General features: G+C 68.5%; 18 protein-coding genes. 11 read left to right on the forward strand and 7 right to left on the reverse strand.

The genetic code is table 11. The features are described 5' to 3' along the window. Position 1: 1 nt before the first annotated feature. Both DPV74_RS01330 and lhpI read right to left on the reverse strand, forming a co-directional pair. A complete protein-coding gene (locus DPV74_RS01330; protein WP_119336372.1) occupies positions 2-406 on the reverse strand; it encodes a response regulator transcription factor in 405 nt (134 codons plus the stop codon). A gap of 167 nt (positions 407-573) precedes the next feature. Further along, on the reverse strand, positions 574-1,509 hold the full coding sequence (gene lhpI, locus DPV74_RS01335) for a bifunctional Delta(1)-pyrroline-2-carboxylate/Delta(1)-piperideine-2-carboxylate reductase (RefSeq protein WP_119336373.1): 936 nt from the start codon (positions 1,507-1,509) through the stop codon (positions 574-576). 263 nt (positions 1,510-1,772) lie between these two features. Here lhpI and DPV74_RS01340 point away from each other — a divergent pair, with 263 nt between their 5' ends. From DPV74_RS01340 to DPV74_RS01365, 6 genes are all read left to right on the forward strand, one after another. Further along, positions 1,773-2,510 (forward strand): FadR/GntR family transcriptional regulator, encoded by a 738-nt coding sequence (locus tag DPV74_RS01340; RefSeq protein ID WP_059683474.1) that lies wholly within the window; start codon positions 1,773-1,775, stop codon positions 2,508-2,510. A gap of 121 nt (positions 2,511-2,631) precedes the next feature. Then, on the forward strand, positions 2,632-3,753 hold the full coding sequence (locus tag DPV74_RS01345; RefSeq protein ID WP_059694892.1) for a branched-chain amino acid ABC transporter substrate-binding protein: 1,122 nt from the start codon (positions 2,632-2,634) through the stop codon (positions 3,751-3,753). Positions 3,754-3,834: 81 nt separating this feature from the next. Further along, entirely contained in the window at positions 3,835-4,842 is a 1,008-nt protein-coding gene (gene lhpH, locus DPV74_RS01350) for a trans-3-hydroxy-L-proline dehydratase (protein WP_119336374.1), read from the forward strand. A 173-nt stretch (positions 4,843-5,015) separates the two neighbouring features. Beyond that, on the forward strand, positions 5,016-7,604 hold the full coding sequence (locus tag DPV74_RS01355; protein WP_119336384.1) for a penicillin-binding protein 1A: 2,589 nt from the start codon (positions 5,016-5,018) through the stop codon (positions 7,602-7,604). Between the two features lie 79 nt (positions 7,605-7,683). Further along, positions 7,684-8,565 carry a PilZ domain-containing protein gene (locus DPV74_RS01360; protein ID WP_119336385.1) on the forward strand — a complete coding sequence of 294 codons (882 nt, stop codon included), beginning with the start codon at positions 7,684-7,686 and terminating at the stop codon, positions 8,563-8,565. A gap of 223 nt (positions 8,566-8,788) precedes the next feature. Beyond that, positions 8,789-9,115, forward strand: coding sequence for a DUF4148 domain-containing protein (locus DPV74_RS01365; RefSeq protein WP_027791556.1), 327 nt, complete (start codon positions 8,789-8,791; stop codon positions 9,113-9,115). A gap of 135 nt (positions 9,116-9,250) precedes the next feature. On the opposite strand, the gene DPV74_RS01370 is transcribed toward DPV74_RS01365, so the two are convergent. From DPV74_RS01370 to DPV74_RS01380, 3 genes are read right to left on the reverse strand one after another with little or no spacing between them, the layout of a single operon-like run. After that, positions 9,251-10,144 carry a DMT family transporter gene (locus DPV74_RS01370; RefSeq protein WP_059694888.1) on the reverse strand — a complete coding sequence of 298 codons (894 nt, stop codon included), beginning with the start codon at positions 10,142-10,144 and terminating at the stop codon, positions 9,251-9,253. A 7-nt stretch (positions 10,145-10,151) separates the two neighbouring features. Next, the gene (locus DPV74_RS01375; RefSeq protein WP_027791558.1) at positions 10,152-10,940 is read right to left on the reverse strand and encodes a DUF2182 domain-containing protein; all 789 of its coding nucleotides are present in this window, start codon (positions 10,938-10,940) and stop codon (positions 10,152-10,154) included. A gap of 23 nt (positions 10,941-10,963) precedes the next feature. Next, positions 10,964-11,566, reverse strand: coding sequence for a DUF1326 domain-containing protein (locus tag DPV74_RS01380; protein ID WP_027791559.1), 603 nt, complete (start codon positions 11,564-11,566; stop codon positions 10,964-10,966). A gap of 348 nt (positions 11,567-11,914) precedes the next feature. On the opposite strand from DPV74_RS01380, the gene DPV74_RS01385 reads away from it, so the two are divergent. Next, complete coding sequence (locus DPV74_RS01385; protein ID WP_021159155.1) at positions 11,915-12,319, forward strand: lysozyme inhibitor LprI family protein; 405 nt, start codon at positions 11,915-11,917, stop codon at positions 12,317-12,319. Positions 12,320-12,373: 54 nt separating this feature from the next. Here DPV74_RS01385 and DPV74_RS01390 read toward each other — a convergent pair whose 3' ends face one another. Then, complete coding sequence (locus DPV74_RS01390) at positions 12,374-13,021, reverse strand: response regulator transcription factor (RefSeq protein ID WP_006483707.1); 648 nt, start codon at positions 13,019-13,021, stop codon at positions 12,374-12,376. Further along, positions 13,018-15,126, reverse strand: coding sequence for a PAS domain-containing sensor histidine kinase (locus tag DPV74_RS01395; RefSeq protein WP_119336375.1), 2,109 nt, complete (start codon positions 15,124-15,126; stop codon positions 13,018-13,020). Before DPV74_RS01395 ends, DPV74_RS01390 begins: the two co-directional genes overlap by 4 nt. Before the next feature lie 322 nt (positions 15,127-15,448). Here DPV74_RS01395 and DPV74_RS01400 point away from each other — a divergent pair, with 322 nt between their 5' ends. The 4 genes from DPV74_RS01400 (at position 15,449) to DPV74_RS01415 (ending at position 19,829) form a co-directional block, all read left to right on the forward strand. Next, on the forward strand, positions 15,449-15,919 hold the full coding sequence (locus tag DPV74_RS01400) for a universal stress protein (protein WP_021159153.1): 471 nt from the start codon (positions 15,449-15,451) through the stop codon (positions 15,917-15,919). 366 nt (positions 15,920-16,285) lie between these two features. Further along, the gene (locus DPV74_RS01405) at positions 16,286-16,792 is read left to right on the forward strand and encodes a cupin domain-containing protein (RefSeq protein ID WP_119336376.1); all 507 of its coding nucleotides are present in this window, start codon (positions 16,286-16,288) and stop codon (positions 16,790-16,792) included. A 185-nt stretch (positions 16,793-16,977) separates the two neighbouring features. Next, on the forward strand, positions 16,978-18,003 hold the full coding sequence (locus DPV74_RS01410) for a DedA family protein/thiosulfate sulfurtransferase GlpE (RefSeq protein WP_119336377.1): 1,026 nt from the start codon (positions 16,978-16,980) through the stop codon (positions 18,001-18,003). A 443-nt stretch (positions 18,004-18,446) separates the two neighbouring features. Beyond that, entirely contained in the window at positions 18,447-19,829 is a 1,383-nt protein-coding gene (locus DPV74_RS01415; RefSeq protein WP_059694883.1) for an amino acid permease, read from the forward strand. Positions 19,830-19,856 lie beyond the last annotated feature (27 nt).

Here is a 19,856-nt window from a genome sequence, read left to right on the forward strand (position 1 = left end):
GTCAGAGGCGGTGCACGCGAGCGTGCACCAGGGATTCGATGACGCGGCATGCGGCGTCGAATTCGACGGTCTTGTCGAAGAAGTAGTCGGCTCCGGCCGACGCGCATGCCTCTCTGAATGCCGGCGCCGAGTGATTCGTCAGCACGATCGTGACGATGCGCGGCGCGGCCTTCGACAGCGTCCCGATCAGGTCGAGGCCGCTGCCGTCCGCCAGCCTCAGGTCGACGATCACGACATCCGCCTGACTGCTGCGGATGTGCGTCCACGCGTCCTGGCCGTCTTCCGCCTCGCCCACGACGGCGACACCGCGGATCGCGCCGACGAGCAGCGCGATCCGCTGTCGGACGGCGACGGCGTGATCGACGAGAAACACCCGGAGCGCGGCGGGCAACTGGCTGGCATTCATGCCGGCAGTATCGTGTTGCGCCGCCGAAAATGAAATCGGCCGAATTGGAAGTTGATGTAGGCCGCGGCGACGCGTTGTAGGGCGATTCCTACAACGCGTACGGGAAACCGCCGGAGCGGCCCCGGTGTGACGTGCCGCCTGTGGGGCAGGCGGGTCGTGCTGCCGGATCAGCCGGCCCGGCGCGCGTCCAGCGCATCGCGCGCGGTTCGGCACGCGGCCAGATCCCACGCCGCACAGCCGACGCTCTTGAACAGCAGCGGCCCGGTACGGTCGAATGCGCCGCCCAGCACGTCGGCGAGCGACGCGACCTGCTGCCAGTCGACCTGCGCGACGATCAGGTCGCCGGCTTCGTGGCGGGCGCCGGCCGGATCGTCGACGACCAGCCGGCTGGCACGCACGGTATTCGCGTCGATTTCCGCGGCATCCGCGGTGAACGCGCCGACGCCGACCACGAGCCGGCCTTCGCGCGCGGTTTCGCGGTAGACGGGCGTGCGGCTCGTCGTCAGCGTCACGACGACGTCGATCGCATCGGGAACCGCGTCGCCGTCGAGCGGTGCGAGATGCGGCGCGTGCGCGCGGTGCGCGGCGCAGAATGCCGCCGCGCTGTCGGCGCGATTGCCGCGCACGTGCAGGCGCGCGTCGGGAAAGATCGCCGCGAGCGCTTCCGCGTGATTGGCCGCCTGCTTGCCGGTGCCGATCAACAGGATGTCGCGCGGCGCGGCGCCGTGCAGCGCCTGGATGCCGAGCGCGGTGATGGCCGCCGTGCGGCGTCCGGTGACCGTCGGGCCGTCGAGCGCGAAGCGCATCTCGCCGGTGGTCGCGTCGTACGCGGTCACCTGGCCGAGGATCGTCGGCAGCCCGCGCGCGCCGTTGCCCGGGCACACGTTCACGAGCTTGTGGGTCGCGAGGTCACGCGCGCTCGACGGCATCGACAGCATCACGCCGCCGGCCTGCAGCGGCACGACCAGGCGCTCGGGGCTGACGATCTCGCCCGCCGCATAGTCGGCGACGGCCTGCCTGAGCGTGGCGAGCAGCGCCGGGTAGTCGAGCAGCGCGGCCGTGTCGGCCGCATCGAAAACGGGAATCGGGGAAAGCGCGGTCATCGTGTACGTCGCATGCGTCGGTGAGCGTGGACGACGGGCGCGTGCCGCGCCCGCCACAAATCTGCCGGGTACCGTGACACAGGGCAGTGTGGATCGAATCTATACCACTTGCTGGCCCGTCTGCAACCCAAAAAATAAAGCGCCGTGCCGGTTTTGGTTCTAATATCTGTCCAGAAGGGCCGCCATGGCCTCGATGCCGGCGCGCTCCGGTATAGTGCGAACCCATTCCAGATTCACGCCCTCGACCGGGCAGGAGCTACACGATGATGTCCGCGCGTCCCGACTCACTCGAAGGCGGTTTCAAGCCGCTGCAGATCTACGAGCAGGTGGCCGAGAAGATCCGCGACGAGATCCGCGCGGGGCGCTACGCCGCCGAGTCGCGGCTGCCGTCCGAGCGCGAGCTCGCGGGGCTGTTCCAGGTCGGCCGGCCGGCCGTGCGCGAAGCGCTCGGCGCGCTGCAGAACGAAGGGCTCGTGTTCACGAAGCGCAATTCGGGCACCTACGTCGTCGCGGCGCCGCTCGACGTGCTCGCGCAGCGCGGCGACACGCACGAGGCGTCCGAAGCCGATTTCAGCCCGACGTCGACGCTCGACGTGCGCTTGATCCTCGAGCCGGCGATCGCGCGCCTCGCGGCCGCGCACGGCCGGGCCGACCCCGGCGCCGAACGCTACCTGGCGCAGATGGAAACCATTACCGACGTCGACGATCCCCATCAGCGGGCCCTGTGGAACGAGAGCGACCGGTTGTTCCACCGGCAACTCGCGTTGATGACGGGCGACGCGCTGATCGTGAAGATCGCCGACGAAGTGGCGAAGACGATGGATCAGCCGCTGTGGAAGCGGCTGAAGGACGACGGCATCTACGACGCGGGCCGGATCCGGCTCTACGTGTCCGAGCATCGGCTGATCTACGAGGCGATCGTGTCGGGCGACGCCGATGCGGCGGCGTTCTATGTCGAACAGCACATCCGCCGCGTGCGGCGCGACATCGCGCCGAAGTGACCGCGCCAAAATTGTTCTGGTCTGAAAAATGACCAGAATCGAACACTTTATTTTGAAATTGCTTGCGCGGTGACCACGCGTGTCCTACATTGGTTTCACACAAAACCAATCAGGAGACATCATGCGACATCTCGTTACCGCGCTTTCGGTGGCCATCGCCGCCGGCGCGCTGACTTCCGCGCACGCGCAGGAAGTCGTGATGATCGGCCATTCGGCGCCGCTGACCGGCCCGCAGGCCGCGAACGGCAAGGACAATGAAAACGGCGCGCGCCTGGCCGTCGACGAACTCAACAAGGCCGGCATCAAGGTCGCCGGCAAGACCGTCACGTTCAAACTGGTTTCCGACGACGACCAGGCCGACCCGAAAGCGGGCGTGCAGGTGGCGCAGAACCTCGTCGACAAGGGCGTCGTCGCGGTGCTCGGCCCGTACAACTCGGGCGTTGCGATTCCCGCATCGCGCGTGTACTCGAATGCCGGCGTGCCGATGCTGCCGGTCGCATCGAACCCGGCGCTGACCAAGCAGGGCTTCAAGAACATCTTCCGGATCGGCGCGAGCGACGAGCAGCTCGGCGGCACGATGGCCACGTTCGCCGCGAAGACGCTGAACGCGAAAACCGCCGCCGTGATCGACGATCGCACCGCGTACGGGCAGGGCGTCGCCGAACAGTTCATGAACGTCGCGAAGGCGAACGGGATCAGGATCGTCGACCAGGAATTCACGAACTCGTCGGCCACCGATTTCCTCGGCATCCTCACCAAGATCAAGGCCAGCAACCCCGACGTGATCTTCCTCGGCGGCTATGCGGCGCAGGGTGCGCCGATGGCCAAGCAGATGAAGCAGCGCGGCCTGCGCGCGAAGCTGCTCGGCGGTGACGGCATCTGCTCGGCCGACATGGGCAAGGTCGCGGGCGACGCGGCATCGATCGTCTACTGCGCGCAGGGCGGCGTCGCGCTCGAGAAGACGGCGGCCGGCCGCGAATTCCTGAAGAAGTACCACGACACGTATCACACCGATACGCAGGTCTACGGCGTGAACTACTACGACGGGATGAAGCTGCTCGCCGACGCGATGGTCAAGGCCGGTACGACCACCGACAAGGCGAAGCTGATCGCGCAGCTCGCGAAGTCGAACTACGCGGGCGTCGCGGGCACCTATTCGTTCGACGCGAACGGCGACCTGAAGGGCGCGCCGACGACCGTCTACGTAATCCGCAACGGCCTGCCGGAACCGTACGCGAAGTAAGCGACGCACCGAGCGCCGCACAAGCCTGTCACCGGACGGCGGCGCGACCGCCGTCCTTCGTTTCCACGCATCCGATCGACCATGAAAATTTCCCGATCCCTTTCCACCGTCGAAGTGCATACGGGCGGCGAAGCGTTCCGCATCGTCACGAGCGGGCTGCCGAGACTGCCGGGCGACACGATCGTCCAGCGCCGCGCGTGGCTCAAGGAGAACGCCGACGAGATCCGCCGCGCGCTGATGTTCGAACCGCGCGGCCACGCCGACATGTACGGCGGCTACCTCACCGAGCCGGTGTCGCCGACTGCCGATTTCGGCGTGATCTTCGTGCACAACGAAGGCTACAGCGACCATTGCGGACACGGCGTGATCGCGCTGTCGACCGCCGCCGTCGAGCTCGGCTGGGTGCAGCGCACGGTGCCGGAAACGCGGGTCGGCATCGACGCGCCGTGCGGCTTCATCGAGGCTTTCGTGAAGTGGGACGGCGAGCATGCGGGGCCGGTGCGCTTCGTCAACGTGCCGTCGTTCATCTGGCAACGCGACGTGTCGGTCGAGACGCCGTCGTTCGGCACCGTGACCGGCGACATCGCGTACGGCGGCGCGTTCTATTTCTACGTCGACGGCGCGCCGTTCGACCTGCCGGTGCGCGAAGCGGCGGTGGAAAGGCTGATCCGCTTCGGCGCGGAAGTGAAGGCCGCCGCGAACGCGAGATACCCGGTCGTGCATCCGGAGATTCCGGAAATCAACCACATCTACGGCACGATCATCGCGAACGCGCCGCGCCATCCGGGCTCGACGCAGGCGAACTGCTGCGTGTTCGCGGATCGCGAGGTCGACCGCTCGCCGACGGGCTCCGGCACCGGCGGCCGGGTCGCGCAGCTCTACCAGCGCGGGTTGCTCGCGGCCGGCGACACGCTCGTCAACGAATCGATCGTCGGCACGGTCTTCAAGGGGCGCGTGCTGCGCGAAACGACGGTCGGCGGCATGCCCGCCGTGATTCCGGAAGTGGAAGGCAACGCGCATATCTGCGGGTTCGCGAACTGGATCGTCGACGAGCGCGATCCGCTGACCTACGGTTTTCTCGTGCGCTGAGTCGCCGCGCCGATCGGCCGCGCGTTGCGCGGCTTCCCGTTTGTCGTACCAGGCTTGGCGCGTCGTTCCCGTCAGGGAGCGCGCGCCTTTTTTGCGTGTGAACCGGCGCCCGGCCGCCCGTGCAGGCGGGCGCGACGCCGTCGCGGTTCGGCGGGCCGCGCGAGTTTGGTACGATGCACCCTTTTCAGCCGAACTCCACCCGCGTGAATCGCCGAAACGTGTCGTCAGTGCGTGACTTCTGTGCCAGATGGGTCGCGCGCGCCCAACCCGTCGCGGCTGCCGCCGTCGCGCGGGTCAAGCCTCTCGCCGCCGTTGCGTGGCGCCACCTGCGTCATCCGACGCGCCGCGGCGTGCTGCTCGCGGGCGCCGCCGTGCCGGCGCTGTTCGTGGTGTACGTGGTCGTGCTCATCCCGTTTACGCCGGGCATCGGCGACATCCGCAAGGCGCGTGTCGACCAGCCTGCGCAGGTGCTGTCCGCCGACGGCAAGCTGCTGGCCGAATTCAAGCCGTCGAACCGGGAATGGGTGCCGCTCAAGCAGATCTCGCCGCACATGGTCGACGCGCTGATCGCGACCGAGGATCACCGCTTCTACGAGCACCACGGCCTCGACTGGAAGCGCACGGCATCGGCCGCGCTCCATACGTTCTCGGGCAGCCGCCAGGGCGGCTCGACGATCACGCAGCAGCTCGCGCGCAACCTCTATCCGGACGAAATCGGCCGCGCGCCGACGCTCACGCGCAAGGTGAAGGAGGCGATCACCGCGCTGAAGATCGAGGCCGTCTACAGCAAGGACCAGATCCTCGAGACCTACCTGAACACGGTGCCGTTCCTGTACAACGCGTACGGTGTCGAGATGGCCGCGCGCACCTATTTCGACAAGTCCGCCGACGAGCTCGACGTGCTCGACAGCGCGACGCTCGTCGGGATGCTGAAGGGCAACAGCTACTACAACCCGGTGCTGAATCCCGAGCGCGCGCTGCAGCGGCGCAATACGGTGCTCGGCCAGATGGTGAAGTACGGCAAGCTGTCGCCCGCGCAGTTCGCGCAATTGCAGCGCCGGCCGTTGCGGATCGATTTCGAGCGCCAGAAGGAGCCGCCCGGGCCGGCACCGCATTTCGCGCAGCAACTCCGCAAATGGCTGATCGCGTGGGCCGACCGCAACGACTACAACATCTACGCGGACGGGCTGATCGTGCGCACGACGATCGACTCGCGGCTGCAGCAGATGGCGACGCAGGCGCTCACGCTGCAGGGCAACCAGTTGCAGGGCATCGCGAACAACGCGTGGAGCGGCCGCGACGGCTGCGGCACCGACAACGAGGTCTTCCGCACCTTCATGCGCGAGTCGCCCGAGTACAAGGCCGCGCAGGACGCCGGCAAGGACGACGCGGCCGCGATGAAGCTGCTCGCGGCCGACCGCGGCTTCATGCGTGCGCTGTGCAAGACCAAGACCGACGTGCAGGCCGGCTTCCTCGCGATCGACCCGCGCAACGGGCAGATCCGCGCGTGGGTCGGCAGCCGCGACTTCACCAGCGAGCCGTTCGACCACGTCGCGCAGGCGCGGCGCCAGCCGGGCTCGACGTTCAAGCCGTTCGTCTATGGCGTCGCGTTCGCGAACGGGATGAAGCCGGACGACACGTTCATCGACCAGCCGGTCGAGATCCCGTTGAAGGGCGGCGAGATCTGGCGGCCAAACGACGACGTGCCGCCGACGGGCAAGCCGATGACGCTGCGCGACGCGGTCGCGCTGTCGCGCAACCGGATCACCGCGCAGGTGATGGAGAAGGTCGGGCCGGCCTCCGTCGCCAGGCTCGCGCGCGACATGGGCGTGCGGGAAAGCCCGCTCGAACGCGTGCCGTCGCTCGCGCTCGGCACGAGCCCGGTCACGCTGAAGGAAATGGTCGCGTCGTACGCGACGGTCGCGAACGGCGGGCTGTATGTCGAACCGCAGATGGTGACGCGCATCGAGAACCGCCAGGGCGACGTGCTCGCCGAGTACGCTCCGGCGCCGCCCGAGCGCGCGCTCGACGCCGAGACCGACAAGACGCTGCTCAGCGTGATGCGCGACGTCGTGACGCGGGGCACGGGCGGCAGCATCCGCACGCGCTTCGGGATTCGCGGCGACGTGGCCGGCAAGACGGGCACGACGCAGGACAACGCGGACGGCTGGTTCATCCTGATGCAGCCCGGCCTCGTTGCCGGCGCGTGGGTCGGTTTCGACGACGGCCGCGTGACGTTGCGCAGCGATTACTGGGGGCAGGGTGCGCACAGCGCGCTGCCGATCGTCGGCGATTTCTTCCAGCGTGCGCAGCGCGCCCGGATCGTCGACACGAAGGCGAAATTCGATACCGAGCCGTCGCCGGGCTGGTTCGCGTCGCTGCGCGAGCGCGTGACGGACCTGTTCGACACATGGTTCCCGCCCAAGCCTGAGAAGGCGCCCGCGCCGGTCAGGACGCAGCGGGTGGAGCGCGCGCCCGAGGCTGACACCGGCACGGAATCGACCGCCTCGGCCGCCTCCGCGCCGGAGGCGGCATCGGGTGGCATCGTCGAGGAATGGGTCCCGGCGTCCGAAGTGGCCGCGTCGGCTGCCGCGCTGTCGGCCGGCGCATCGCAACCGCAGCCCGCTCAGCCGCCAGCGGGGGCGAGCACGCCAGGCGGGGGCAGTTCGGGCCTCGGTGCTGCGCCGGCCGCCGCTCCTTCGGCTGCGCCGGCCCAGCCGCCCGTGCCGGCCGCTCCCGACGCGAGCGGCGCGTCGCAGTAACGGAGCCGTTCAGATTTCGCGCGCGGCTGCCGTAATCATGGTGTCACGACAGCTCGCGCGGTCGCTCCGCGCCTCTCCGATGAGGCTATCTTCCGACTACGTCGCGCTCGCGCGCGACGATCTCGCCGCCGGTGTCCCGCTCGCCTTCGATCTCTACGATGCCGACGGCGCCGCGCTGCTGCCGGCGGGCACGACGCTGCGCGATGCCCCGCAGCATGCATTCCTGTTCGACCATTTCCGGCCGGTACGCCGGCGCGACGACACCGAAGCCGTAGCCGAAACCGAAACCGCGCCGCGCGTGCCCGACGCGGTGCCGCATGCCACGCGAATGGGGTTGTCGGCGGGCGCCGCGATCGGCATCCGCCGCCGGGTCGGCACGACCCGCGGGCTGCAGCGCTACCGGCTGATCGGCACTGCCGCCTCGGGTGCGCTGTTCGTCGAGCCGCAGCCAGCGGCCGCGTTCGACTTCGCGAGCGGCGACGACATCGAGGCGGTGGCCATCGGCCGCGCCGCGGTGTCGCGTTTCGGTGCGACGGTGGAATCGGTGCACGAGGCCGGTGGCGCGCGGTTTCTGGTCCTGTCGCCGCCGGGTTTCGTCGACCGCCTGCGCACACGCGCGGAGCCGCGCGTGCCGGTGCGGATCGCCGCGTGCTGCGCAGGCGGAGCGGAGGGCGCGGAAGGCATCGGGATGGTGCACGACATCAGCGTGAGCGGGCTATCGATTGCCGTCGACCGGCCGATTGCCGCCATCGGCGAGCCCTTGCGCGTGCTGCTGCCGTACGCGACGGGCGGCCGGGTCGAGCTGCTGGCGCTCGACGGCACGGTGCGGGCCGTCCATGCCGACCCGGCGGCGCCCGCGCTGACGCTGCATCATGCGGCGTTCGGCGAGACCGGCGCCGACGACCTGATTCGCCTCAAGGCGCTGCTGTTCGACCGGCTGATGGCGTCGTCGGGGCGCTGATGTCCGGCGGGGCGCGCCGGTTACCGTATCGCGGCATTCGGTGCGCGAACGCCGATAATCGTCTGACGATTCAGTGAATTCCGCGACGATTGTATGTTTTCCGTCAACAGTGAATTCGTGATTTAAGTATTTACCCTGATAGGGCCGCCTCCTAGACTTCTACTCATGCGCAACGACCCCGAGTCCGAAGCGCCTGACAAAACAATCCTGGAGGTAACGCATCATGAAATCGCTGATCAAGGCAGTTGCACTGGCCGCCCTGGTGGCCGCACCGGTCGTTTCGTTCGCCCAGAGCCAGCAGCCGCTGACGCGCGCGCAAGTGCGCGCCGAGCTGGTCCAGCTCGAAAAGGCCGGTTACAACCCGAACGACTGGATCAATTACCCGGAAAACATCCAGGCCGCGCAGGCAAAGATCGCCGCCGCACAGAACACCGGCGCGCAAGCCGATGCAACGGGCTACGGCTCGAACCCTGTCGGGACGTCGCAGTCGGGTCAGCGCGTGCTCGTGCCGACCGCCGCCGACCGTTCGTCGGTGTACTTCGGCCACTAAGCCTGGCAGCGCCCGCAAGGGCGCCCGGCGCTTGCCGTCTCTTCCGAAACCCGCGCACGGTGTCCGTGTGCGGGTTTTGCATTTTGGCTGCCTGAATCGTCGGGTCGGGCGCGAGCGCGTTGCGCCCGATGCGCATCAGCGGCGGCTGCCCGCCTGGCGCGCCCGGGTCGCGAGCACGGTCGCGACACCGCCGAGGATCGCGGCCGATGCGAGCGCGAGCCGCCAGGTCGGCTGTTCCGACAGGAACAGCACGGCGCCGCATGCAGCGATGGGGGGAACGGAGAGCTGGACCGCCGCGGCGCGCATCGCCGTGAGGTGCCGCAGCGCGGCGTACCAGAGCACATAGCCGAGGCCCGAGGTCAGCGCGCCGGAAAGCACGGCGAGTACGGCGCCGGCCGGCGTGACGTGAAAGCGGGCGGCGAGCGCGACGCTCAGCGCGAGCGCCAGCGGCGCGGCGCGCAGGAAATTGCCTGCGGTTGCTGCGACCGGATCGACGGGCCGACGGCCGCGTATCGAATAGATTCCCCATGCGATGCCCGCGGCCGTCATCAGCGCGGCGCCGCGCGGCGTCGGCGCGGCGAGCCCGGGCGACACGAGATACACCAGTCCGCCGAGCGCCGCGCCGAACCCGGCCCAGCCGGTCGCGGCAAACCGTTCGCCGGCGTGCCATCCCGCCGCAAACATCGTCAGTTGCACCGCGCCGAACAGGATCAGCGCGCCGGTGGCCGCGCTGACGGTCAGATACGCAAACGAGAAGCACGCGACGTACACGAACAGCATCGCCGCGGCGGGCCAGTCCGCAGGCGGGGCGGGCCGCCGCGCACCCGCGCGCGCGACGATCGCGAGCATCAGCGCGCCGGATACGAGACGCAAGCTGCCGAAGCTGGCCGCGTCGATTCGTCCGGCCTGCAGCGCGAGCCGGCACAGCAGCGAATTCGACGCGAACGCGAGCATCGCGATCGACGTCAGCGCGGCGACGCGCATGCCCGGCCGGACATGCAGCGCGAACGTGGAGGCAAGCGGTCGCATCGCGGCCTCACGCGTGGCTGGCAACGATCAGCACGGCCGCACCGAACAACGCGGCGCCAAGCGGCGCGGTGAGTGCCTGGCCCCAGGCCGCATTCTTCTCGAGTGCCATCAACGCGGCGAGCGCCAGCATCCAGCCGAGACTGCCGGCGCCGACGACGAACATCAGCAGCATCAGCGCCCAGCAGCAGCCGACGCAAAAGAGCCCGTGGCTGACGCCGAGCGCAAACGCGTGACGCATCGGCGTGCGGCCACGCCAGCGGCTGATCACGAAACTGAACGGCGTGCGGCAACGATCGAGACAGTGCGTCTTCAGTCCGCTGAACTGGAACGCGCCCGCGAGCGCGAAGACGGCCGCGCCGATCAGCCAGCCGCGCCACGCGAGCGCCGGCACGCGCGCGACACCTGCCAGCACCAGCCCGTGCAGGCCGTGCGCGACGAGGCCGAAACCGCTCCACGTGGCGACGTAGCCGATGCCGACGAGCGCGAGCAGGCGCGTCTGGTCGGGGCGGCTCGCGACGACGCGGGCGAACGCATCGAACAGCGACAACGTCGTCGGCAGCATCATCGCGAGGATCATCAGCGTCCAGCCGGCCGCGTCGAACGCGGCCGGCAACCACAGCGTGCCGCCCGGCAGCGCGCGGCAAAGAGCGCTGAACGGTGCGGACAATGCGCTGTCGCCGTGGTCGAGGTAGCGCCCGTACGGGCTGCGCGTCCATGCCCACAGCGTGAGCCACGCGAACGCGACGAGACTCGCGAGCACGAGCGGAAACAGGCGCCGATGCAGCGAAGCAGCCATGACCGTGGGCGTGCGATCGCGCTTCACGCGTCGAACAGGAACGTGCTCTGCAGCGCGTTGTGATTCTTCAGATCGACGTCGATGCCGATCGCCGCGTTCTTCGACCGGTAGACCGGCGCCTTGCCGACGAATACCGGTGCGCCGGGTACCGTCGAGAACACGGTGTCGGTCAGCGTCGTCTGCGCGCCGCTCGGGCCGAGATACGGCTCGAGTTCCGCGTGGTAGTCGGTGCCGATCGACAGCGTGCCGCGCGCCCCTTCGACGTTGAAGGCGATGGGGGCGCGTTCGATCGACACGACCGTGCCGATCAGTTTCGCGAGTTCGGCGATCGGGCCGCCGGCCTGGCCGGTGTAGACCTTCAGCAGCGCCTGCTCCTGCACGTCGGATGCCGTGTCGCTGACGTAGATCGCGGCCGTCCAGTTGCCTTGCAGGATGTTGCCGGGCACGCGGCACACGGCGGCGATCGTGTTGCCGCTCACGTCGACGCCGTCGACGGTGCCCTTGTCGACATGCCATGCGACGATCGTGTCGCAGACGCCGAAATCCGGGTCCTCGCCGATCCAGCACGGGCAGAGTACGCGGCAGTTGCAGACCTCGAGCAGACGGCCTTCCAGGTGATAGCTCATGATTCCCTCCAGGGAGCGACGGCGAAAGCACGTTGGGCCGGGTGGAGGAACCTGACTGACGAGTCGTCACCCCGCTCGGCGATGCGAACGCGAAATGCGCTGAGGAATGCGCGGAAGCGGAGACGGGATGGATGCGATAGCGCGGGCCTGAAGCGGCGTATCGATTTTCCAGTGTAGGTGCGCGGGGCCGATATGCAAGCCGTCGCGGGCGCTGCGATGCCGGCTGACAAGCCGCCGCGCGTGCGCTAGCATCGCGATCGGTATCGCCGCCGCACGGCGGCCGATGTGCGACAGCGCGACAGGCCCGGCACCGGGTTCCACGACTTCAACGAACAACAAGGAGCATCCATGCGTGTCTTGACCGGTTTGCTGTGCGCACTGGCGCTGGCGGCGAACGTCGCCCATGCGCAGGCGAATTGTGCCGACGCGACGGACCAGGCGGCGATGACGGCGTGCGCCGATCGCGCGTACAGGAAATCCGACGGGGAACTGAACCGGATCTACCAGGCCGTCACCGCGCGCCTGCGCGATGCGCGGCCGCTCGCCGACAAGCTCGTGAACGCGCAGCGTGCGTGGATCGCGTACCGCGATGCCGAATGCAGCTTCTCCAGCGCGAACGCCGAGGGCGGCAGCGCGTATCCGATGGTCGTGTCGACCTGCCTCGACGATCTGACGAAAGCGCGCACCGAAACGCTGAAGGGCTATCTGTCGTGCGAGGAAGGCGATCTCGCGTGCCCGGTGCCCGCGAAGTAGGCGTGGTGAGCCGCCCGCGGCCGGGCGGCGCACGCCATCCGCTGCCAGACGTCGCTAGACGTCGTCCGTTTCGTCGAGCAGCTTGTGCCGCATCGCGTAGCGCACCAGCGCCGCTTCGTGCGGCATCTGCATCTTTTCCAGGATCCGCGTCTTGTACGTGCTGACCGTCTTCGCGCTCACGCACAGCGCGTTGGCGATCTCGGTCAGCGTCTGGCCCGCCGCGATCCGCCGGAACACGTCGAATTCGCGATCGGACAGCCGCTGGTGCGGCAACGTCTCGGCCGGCTCGTTCAGGCTCTGCGCGAACTGCTCGGCCATCGCGAGGCTCACGTAGACGCCGCCCGACGCCACCTTCGTGACCGCGCCGACCAGCTCGGCGCTCGCGCTTTCCTTCGTCAGATACCCCGACGCGCCGGCGCGGAACGCGCGCACCGCGTACTGCTGCTCCGCGTGCATGGTCAGCACGAGCACGCGCAGCGCGGGCTTCTCGTCCTTGATCTGCTTGATCAGTTCGACGCCGTTGCGGCCCGGCATCGACAGGTCGAGCACGAGCACCTGGGCGGGCGTGGCGCGCACGAGCGCGATCGTCGACGGGCCGTCGCAGGCTTCGCCCGCCACTTCGAACCCGGTGGCGTTCTGGAGGATGTGCCGCAGACCGTCGCGTACGAGCGTATGGTCGTCGGCGATGAGCACCTTGATCATGTGATGAGCGTTTCCTGTTGTACGGTGCTGAGCGGGAGTGCGACGGTGATCGAGAAACCGCGCGCGAGCGCGGTGTCGATCGTCACGGTGCCGCCCAGCATGTGGGCGCGTTCGCGAATGCCGATCAGGCCGAACGATTTGTCTTCGTGGGCCGGGCCGCCGGGTGCCGAGCCGCGGCCGTTGTCCGCGACGCGCAACACGCAGAAGCCTTCCTCCACGTCGAGCCGCAGCGCGACGCGCGTCGCATCCGCATGGCGCGCCACGTTCGTCAGCGCTTCCTGGACGATCCGGAACAACGTGGTCGCGCCCGCGCTGGTGAACGTGAGGCCGCCCGTTTCGATGTGCCGCTCGACGTCGATCCCGTAGCGGTTCGTGAAATCGTTCGCGAGCCATTCGATCGCCGGCACGAGGCCGAGATCGTCGAGCATCACGGGCCGCAGGTCGGCCGCGATGCGCCGCACCGATGCGACCGTCGCATCGATCAGCCGCCGCATGCCCTGCAGGTGCGACAGCACGCCCGCGTCGGGCAGCGCGCGGCCGGGCATGCGCAGTTGCTGTTCGACCACCGACAGATCCATCTTAAGCGCGGTGAGCTGCTGGCCGAGGTCGTCATGCAGTTCGCGCGCGATGCGGGTCTTTTCCTCTTCGCGCACGTTCTGCAGGTTCGCCGACAGTTCGCGCAATTCCTCGCGCGACAGCTTCAGCGCATTCTCCGCGCGCAGCCGCTCGGTGATGTCGCGCAGCATGACCGTGTAGAGCTTGCCCGACGCGTCGCGGATCTGCGAGATCGAGGCCTCGATCGGGAACTCCTCGCCGTTGGCGCGCAGCCCGAACAGCACCCGCTGGCGGCCCATCTGACGTTCGGACACGCCCGTCACGCCGAACTGGTCGACGTGCTTCGCGTGCGCGGCGCGGAACCGTTCGGGGATGAAGCGCGACAGCGGCGCGCCGATCGCTTCCATCGCGGACACGCCGAACACCTGCTCGGCCATCGGATTGAAGATCACGACCGTCTGCTTCTCGTCGATCGTGATGATCGCTTCCATCGACGAACGGATGATGCCCATCATCCGCGCCTCGTTGAGGATGCCGCGGCTGCTCGCACCGGAATCGGCGGCACCGGCGCGGCGCAGCAGTGCGTGGACGAGCATCGCGAACGCGATCGACGCGATCAGCCCGGCGGCGAGCACGGTGCCGGCCGCGCGTTGCGCGCCGGTTGCGCTCGGGCGGCCGTCCGCGGAATAGGCGAGCGCCAGCACGGTGCCGCCGAAGTTCAGCTCGTCGGTGCGCCGCATCAGGTCGGGCGATGCCGACGCCTCGTCGGTCGTCGTTTCGACGCTGACGATCGCACGCCGGTCGCCGCCGGCGGTCATCGACACGTCGATTCCGCGTTCCGCGTCGAGCGCGCGCTCGATCAGGCGACGCGGGCTCAACGCCGCGAACAGCACCCCGTCGGCGGAGGCTTCGCGCGTGCCGGACGGCGGGGCGGCCGCATGCGGCGACGCGGCGACCGGCACGAACAGCGTGAAGGTGCGGGCGTCGCGGGATGTGTCGTCGTCGGCCGGGTGGACGCCGAGCGCGATGTCGCCGGTCTGCAGCGCGCGCGCGAGCGGCGCAGCGTCGGAGGCGCCGAAGCGCACGACAGGCGAATTCGACGCCGGCGCGCTGAGCACCGCGGTCGCGAGCGTGCCGGCCGGCATCGGGTTCGTGCCGGCGAGCGCGGTGCGGGTCGCGGGCGGCAGCGGCGCATAGCCGATCTGCCGAACCGGCGAGCGGCCGCTGTCGAGGTCGAGCGTGTCCACGTACCGGCGCCACTGCTCGGGCGTCATGTCCGGGACGAGGCTGAACGCGCCGCGCGCGCCTGCGAGCACGGCAACGCCGGACTGCAGCTCGTGGCGGAGCATGGCCGTCACGTGCGACGTGCGGCGTTCGAAACGCGTATGGACGGCGCCTTGCCACTGCTCGCGCACGAGCAGCGCGACGCCGAGCGACAGCGCCGCGCCGGCGCACAGCGCAACGACGCCGGCCGCGAGCGGCTGGCGTAACATGATCTGGAGGCGCGTGGGCCCTCGGGCGTCACGCGTCGGGGTTCCACTGGCGGTCATTCGATGGCCATTCTGTTGTCGGGGGCCGCCCCGTGGCACGGGGGCAGCGCAGCAAAACCGGGCAAAACTCGCACCGGCTGCACGCAACGTCTAATTTCAAGATGAAATTGTGCGCGATTTACACGTTTTTTGTAATGGGGTCACTAGAAATTGCGGCAAACGGCGTGAAGCAGCGGGTGCGCCGGCCGCACTTGACGCGCATCAACGGGCGCGTCGGCACGTGGGGCAGACTGTTCGGCAGGCCAGCCGGCACCGGGCCGGGTGGCGATAACGGGCCGCCGTCGCGCGACGCGCGAGGCGTGCCCGGTCGGAGGGACGGACCATGTACAAGCGGATTTTCGTCGGGCTCGACGGCAGCCCGAGCGCGCGCCTCGCGCTGAACGAGGCGATCCGGATCGCGGCGGCGTCAGGCGGCGAAGTCACCTGTGCGTATGTCGTCGAGCACCGGCCGCAGCTCGTCGACGTCGATGCGGGTTTCGCGGCCGAGCGCGATGGCGATGCGGCCGCGACCGATGCCGCGACGCCGGTGCTCGACGCTGCGAAAGCGGTGCTCGCCCAGGAGCACGTGCCGGGCACCGTGCGCGCGCTCGACGCCTACGGCGAGGATGTCGCCACCGTGCTGATGCGCACGGCGGCCGAAACCGATGCCGACCTGATCGTGATGGGCACGAGCGGGCGGCACGGCCTGCGCAGGCTGCTGCTCGGCAGCGTCGCCGAATCGCTGCTGCGCGCGGCCGACCGGCCCGTGCTGCTGGTGCGGCACAGCGAGCCGGGCGCGCCGTCGGCAGCGTGACGTATGCGGACGCGGCGCCGACGCATGGGCCGCGGCTGTCGCGCGGATTCGCCGGATGACGGCCTGACGAAACGGAAACGCGCGACGCGCCGGCCGACGCTCGGCGTGTGAACGCGACGGCCGTTACCGTCGCACCGGCCGGGCGAGGGTGGTACACCCGATGCGCCCCATGGGCGCAATCGCGTGCCCATGGTTGCATCCCGATGCGCAGTTCTGGCAGCATCGGCCGGTGTCCGCTTGTTCGCCGCGCGCATGGCCGCGGCGTTCGCCCCAGCGGCATCCGGCGGCATGCGGTCGCGTTCGCGACGGGCGAAGCGATCCGGTGCGCCGGGTGTCCGGTTCCTTACCTTACCGACGTCATCCGCCATGCCGATTTCCGCTACCGACCTGATTCGCCAGTTCGACCTGCAGCCGCACCCCGAGGGTGGCTATTTCCGCGAAACCTACCGTGCGACCGATTCGGTCATGCGTTCCGCCGACGGCGCGCCGCGCGCCGCGTCGACGGCGATCTATTACCTGTTGTGCGACGGCGCTTACTCGTCGTGGCATCGAATCCGTTCCGACGAAGTCTGGCATTTCTATGCGGGCGATCCGATCGAGGTATGGGTGCTCGACGAGCGCGACGGGTTGACGATCCACCGGCTGGGCAATCCGCTCACGCATCCGGGCACCGTGTTCCAGTCGGTCGTGCGGGCCGGGAGCTGGTTCGGCGCGCGCTGCGCGGCGCCGGAGCACGTCGCGCTCGTCGGCTGCACGGTGGCGCCGGGTTTCGAGTTCGCGGAATTCGAACTGGCCGACGCAGCCGCGCTGGCCGCCGCGTTTCCCGACTACGCGGAACACGTCGCGCGGCTTGCGCAGCGCCCGGACGCATGAGCACGACAGCGGTGCCGGCAGCCTCCTGAAGCCCGCGCCGAAGGCGCGGGTTCCGCGCGATCGCGGCCAAACCCGTTTAGAATGCCCGTCATGCACTGGTTGGCTGCGGACGTGCCGCGGCGGCCGCTGCCCAGCCGGTCCGACGGCCCTCGTCGCGCGGCCGCATGTCTTCCAGGAGCGCCGCCGTGTGGCACTTTCCCATCGCTATTCCATCGTCGCTCGGCCCGTGGGCCGTGTTCGCGAGCGTGTTGATCACGCAGCTCGGCGTGCCGGTGCCGGCCGTGCCGATGCTGATTCTCGGCGGCACGATGGCGGCAATGGGGCAGGCATCCTGGGTCAGCATGTTCGCGGCGGCGATCGGCGCGACGATGCTGGCCGATTCGCTGTGGTTCTTCATGGGCCGCACGCGCGGCCGACGCCTGCTGAACGGCCTCGTGCGCTTCTCGCTGTCGCTCGACACCACGCTGCGTTTCGCGCGTAACGTATTCGAAAGGTACGGCGCGCCGCTGCTCGTGCTGTCCAAGTTCCTGCCGGGCCTCGGTCTCGTGTCGGCGCCGCTGCTCGGCACGACCGCGATCGGTGTCGGCGTGTTCCTGTTCTGGGATCTGGCCGGCGCGTCGCTGTGGGCCGCGTTCTGGCTGGTCGGCGGTGCGGCCATTCACGACCAGATCGTCCAGTTCGTGCTGTGGGTGCGCGCGAGCGGCGGCACGATCCTCGACGCGTTCCTCGCGATCTTCATCACATTCCTGCTGTACCGCTGGGTGCGTCGCGTGCAGTTCCGCCGTTATCTCGCGCAGGTGCGCATTTCGCCACCGCAGCTCGTCGAGATGATGACGTCGGACGAACCGCCGCTGATTTTCGACGCGCGGCCGAAGGCGATTCGCGAGCGCGAACCGTACCGGATCGCCGGCGCGGTGCCGGTCGATCTCGATTCGCCGGACCTGCTCGACCCCGAATTGCTGAAACGGCCGATCGTCGTCTATTGCGTGTGCCCGAACGAGGCCACGGCCAAGCGTCTGATCGCGAAGATGCAGCGCAAGAAGATGATCCACAACATCCGGGCGCTGAAGGGCGGCCTCGATGCGTGGGAAAAGCACGGTTATCCGGTCGAGCCGCTGCCGGCCGATCTCGACGCGTCGCGTTATTTCGTGCGGCCGGAACACGGGGCGCTCGAAGGCGAATATACGGTGCGCGCGACGCTGTCCAAATAAATCCATGCGCGAGATACGCGCGTATTCGAATTCCGCCGCCGATTTCACCCGTCACGATTTCCACGAAAATCGGCTGGCGCGAAACCGCTGATCCTCCATATAATCCCGCCTGCATATTGCGTGCGCATGATCGCGCACATTCGACGCGTATTCGTTCGCGCCGAAAGCGATTGATCCCGGTGCCGTCCGTTACGCGCTCAGCCGCGTCACACGGGCCGCACGGGCGTATTCCGTGAAAGGCCCGATCCGTTTTCCGGATTGTTCCGGAAAATACGGATAATCCGCGGCAATTCCCATCGGATTGACGCAGTATCCGTGTCGTTTCTTATTTGGAAAGCGACAGCGGAGATTATTTCGTTTTCGGCATGCCGGGTTCGGCATGAACGGTCGCGCATTGATATCGACAATGACGGCGGCCCGTTCACGGCTGCCAGGAGACGGACTTGAAACAACCAGAAGACCAGTTGCACCGCGGGCTGGAAGAGCGGCACATCAACCTGATGGCGCTCGGCGCGACGATCGGCGTCGGCCTGTTCCTCGGCTCGGCCAGCGCGATCCGCGTCGCCGGCCCGGCCATCCTGCTGACCTACCTGCTGGGCGGCATCGCGATTTTCCTGATCATGCGCGCACTCGGCGAGATGGCGATCGCCAATCCCGTCGCCGGCGCATTCAGCCGCTATGCGCGCGACTACCTCGGGCCGCTGGCCGGCTACCTGACCGGCTGGACCTACTGGTTCGTGTGGATCGTCACCTGCATGGCGGAAATCACCGCGGTCGGCGTCTACATGCACATGTGGTTCCCCTCCGTGCCGAACTGGATCTGGGCGCTCGCGGCGCTGATGGCGATGGGCTCGGTGAACTTCATCGCGGTCAAGCTGTACGGTGAATTCGAGTTCTGGTTCGCGCTGATCAAGATCGTCACGATCGTGCTGATGATCATCGGCGGCGGGTTGATGATCGCGTTCGGCATCGGCAACGGCGGTGTCGCGATCGGCCTGTCGAACCTGTGGGCGCACGGCGGTTTCATGCCGAACGGCATCAACGGCGTGATCGCCGCGCTGCCGATCGTGATGTTCGCGTATCTCGGCGTCGAGATGCTCGGTCTCACGGCAGGCGAGGCGCGCAACCCGGAGAAGTCGCTGACGAAGGCCGTGAACTCGGTGTTCTGGCGCGTGCTGATTTTCTACATCGGCGCGCTGTTCGTGATCATGTCGCTCTATCCGTGGGATCAGATCGGCACGCAGGGCAGCCCGTTCGTGATGACGTTCTCGCGGCTCGGCATCCCGGCTGCCGCCGGCATCATCAACTTCGTCGTGCTGACCGCGGCGCTGTCGTCGTGCAACAGCGGCCTGTTCAGCACCGCGCGGATGCTCTACAACCTCGCGCAGCAGGGCCAGGCGCCGAGCAAGCTCGGCAAGGTCAACCGCAACGGCGTGCCGGTGTACGGCGTGATCGTCTCGGTCGCGCTGCTGCTGATCGGCGTGCTGCTCAACTATCTCGCGCCGCAGCACGTGTTCACGTGGCTCACGTCGGTGTCGACGTTCGGCGCGATCTGGACGTGGTGCGTGATCCTGATCGCACAGATGCGCTTTCGCCGCACGCTGTCGGCCGACAAGATCGCGCGCCTGCCGATCCGCGTGCCGTTCTATCCGCTCGGTTCGTTCGTCGCCCTCGGTTTTCTCGTGCTGGTCGTCGTGCTGATGGCATTCACGCCCGACACGCGCGTCGCGCTCGTGATCGGGCCGGTCTGGATCGTGCTGCTCGGCATCGCGTATGCACTGTTCTACGCGAACCGCCCGGCGGCATCGGTGCCGACGAAGTCGTAAGCGGCGCGGGCAGGGGCCCGCGCGACC

Source organism: Burkholderia sp. HAN2018 (genome assembly GCF_024704855.1).
GTDB lineage: Bacteria > Pseudomonadota > Gammaproteobacteria > Burkholderiales > Burkholderiaceae > Burkholderia > Burkholderia cepacia.

What these genes read in the sequence shown, in the direction of transcription:
- DPV74_RS01330 (WP_119336372.1), bottom strand. Translation starts at nt 406, where the DNA reads ATGAATGCCAGCCAGTTGCCCGCCGCGCTCCGGGTGTTTCTCGTCGAT.
- lhpI (WP_119336373.1), bottom strand. Translation starts at nt 1,509, where the DNA reads ATGACCGCGCTTTCCCCGATTCCCGTTTTCGATGCGGCCGACACGGCC.
- DPV74_RS01340 (WP_059683474.1), top strand. Translation starts at nt 1,773, where the DNA reads ATGATGTCCGCGCGTCCCGACTCACTCGAAGGCGGTTTCAAGCCGCTG.
- DPV74_RS01345 (WP_059694892.1), top strand. Translation starts at nt 2,632, where the DNA reads ATGCGACATCTCGTTACCGCGCTTTCGGTGGCCATCGCCGCCGGCGCG.
- lhpH (WP_119336374.1), top strand. Translation starts at nt 3,835, where the DNA reads ATGAAAATTTCCCGATCCCTTTCCACCGTCGAAGTGCATACGGGCGGC.
- DPV74_RS01355 (WP_119336384.1), top strand. Translation starts at nt 5,016, where the DNA reads ATGCACCCTTTTCAGCCGAACTCCACCCGCGTGAATCGCCGAAACGTG.
- DPV74_RS01360 (WP_119336385.1), top strand. Translation starts at nt 7,684, where the DNA reads ATGAGGCTATCTTCCGACTACGTCGCGCTCGCGCGCGACGATCTCGCC.
- DPV74_RS01365 (WP_027791556.1), top strand. Translation starts at nt 8,789, where the DNA reads ATGAAATCGCTGATCAAGGCAGTTGCACTGGCCGCCCTGGTGGCCGCA.
- DPV74_RS01370 (WP_059694888.1), bottom strand. Translation starts at nt 10,144, where the DNA reads ATGCGACCGCTTGCCTCCACGTTCGCGCTGCATGTCCGGCCGGGCATG.
- DPV74_RS01375 (WP_027791558.1), bottom strand. Translation starts at nt 10,940, where the DNA reads ATGGCTGCTTCGCTGCATCGGCGCCTGTTTCCGCTCGTGCTCGCGAGT.
- DPV74_RS01380 (WP_027791559.1), bottom strand. Translation starts at nt 11,566, where the DNA reads ATGAGCTATCACCTGGAAGGCCGTCTGCTCGAGGTCTGCAACTGCCGC.
- DPV74_RS01385 (WP_021159155.1), top strand. Translation starts at nt 11,915, where the DNA reads ATGCGTGTCTTGACCGGTTTGCTGTGCGCACTGGCGCTGGCGGCGAAC.
- DPV74_RS01390 (WP_006483707.1), bottom strand. Translation starts at nt 13,021, where the DNA reads ATGATCAAGGTGCTCATCGCCGACGACCATACGCTCGTACGCGACGGT.
- DPV74_RS01395 (WP_119336375.1), bottom strand. Translation starts at nt 15,126, where the DNA reads ATGACCGCCAGTGGAACCCCGACGCGTGACGCCCGAGGGCCCACGCGC.
- DPV74_RS01400 (WP_021159153.1), top strand. Translation starts at nt 15,449, where the DNA reads ATGTACAAGCGGATTTTCGTCGGGCTCGACGGCAGCCCGAGCGCGCGC.
- DPV74_RS01405 (WP_119336376.1), top strand. Translation starts at nt 16,286, where the DNA reads ATGCCGATTTCCGCTACCGACCTGATTCGCCAGTTCGACCTGCAGCCG.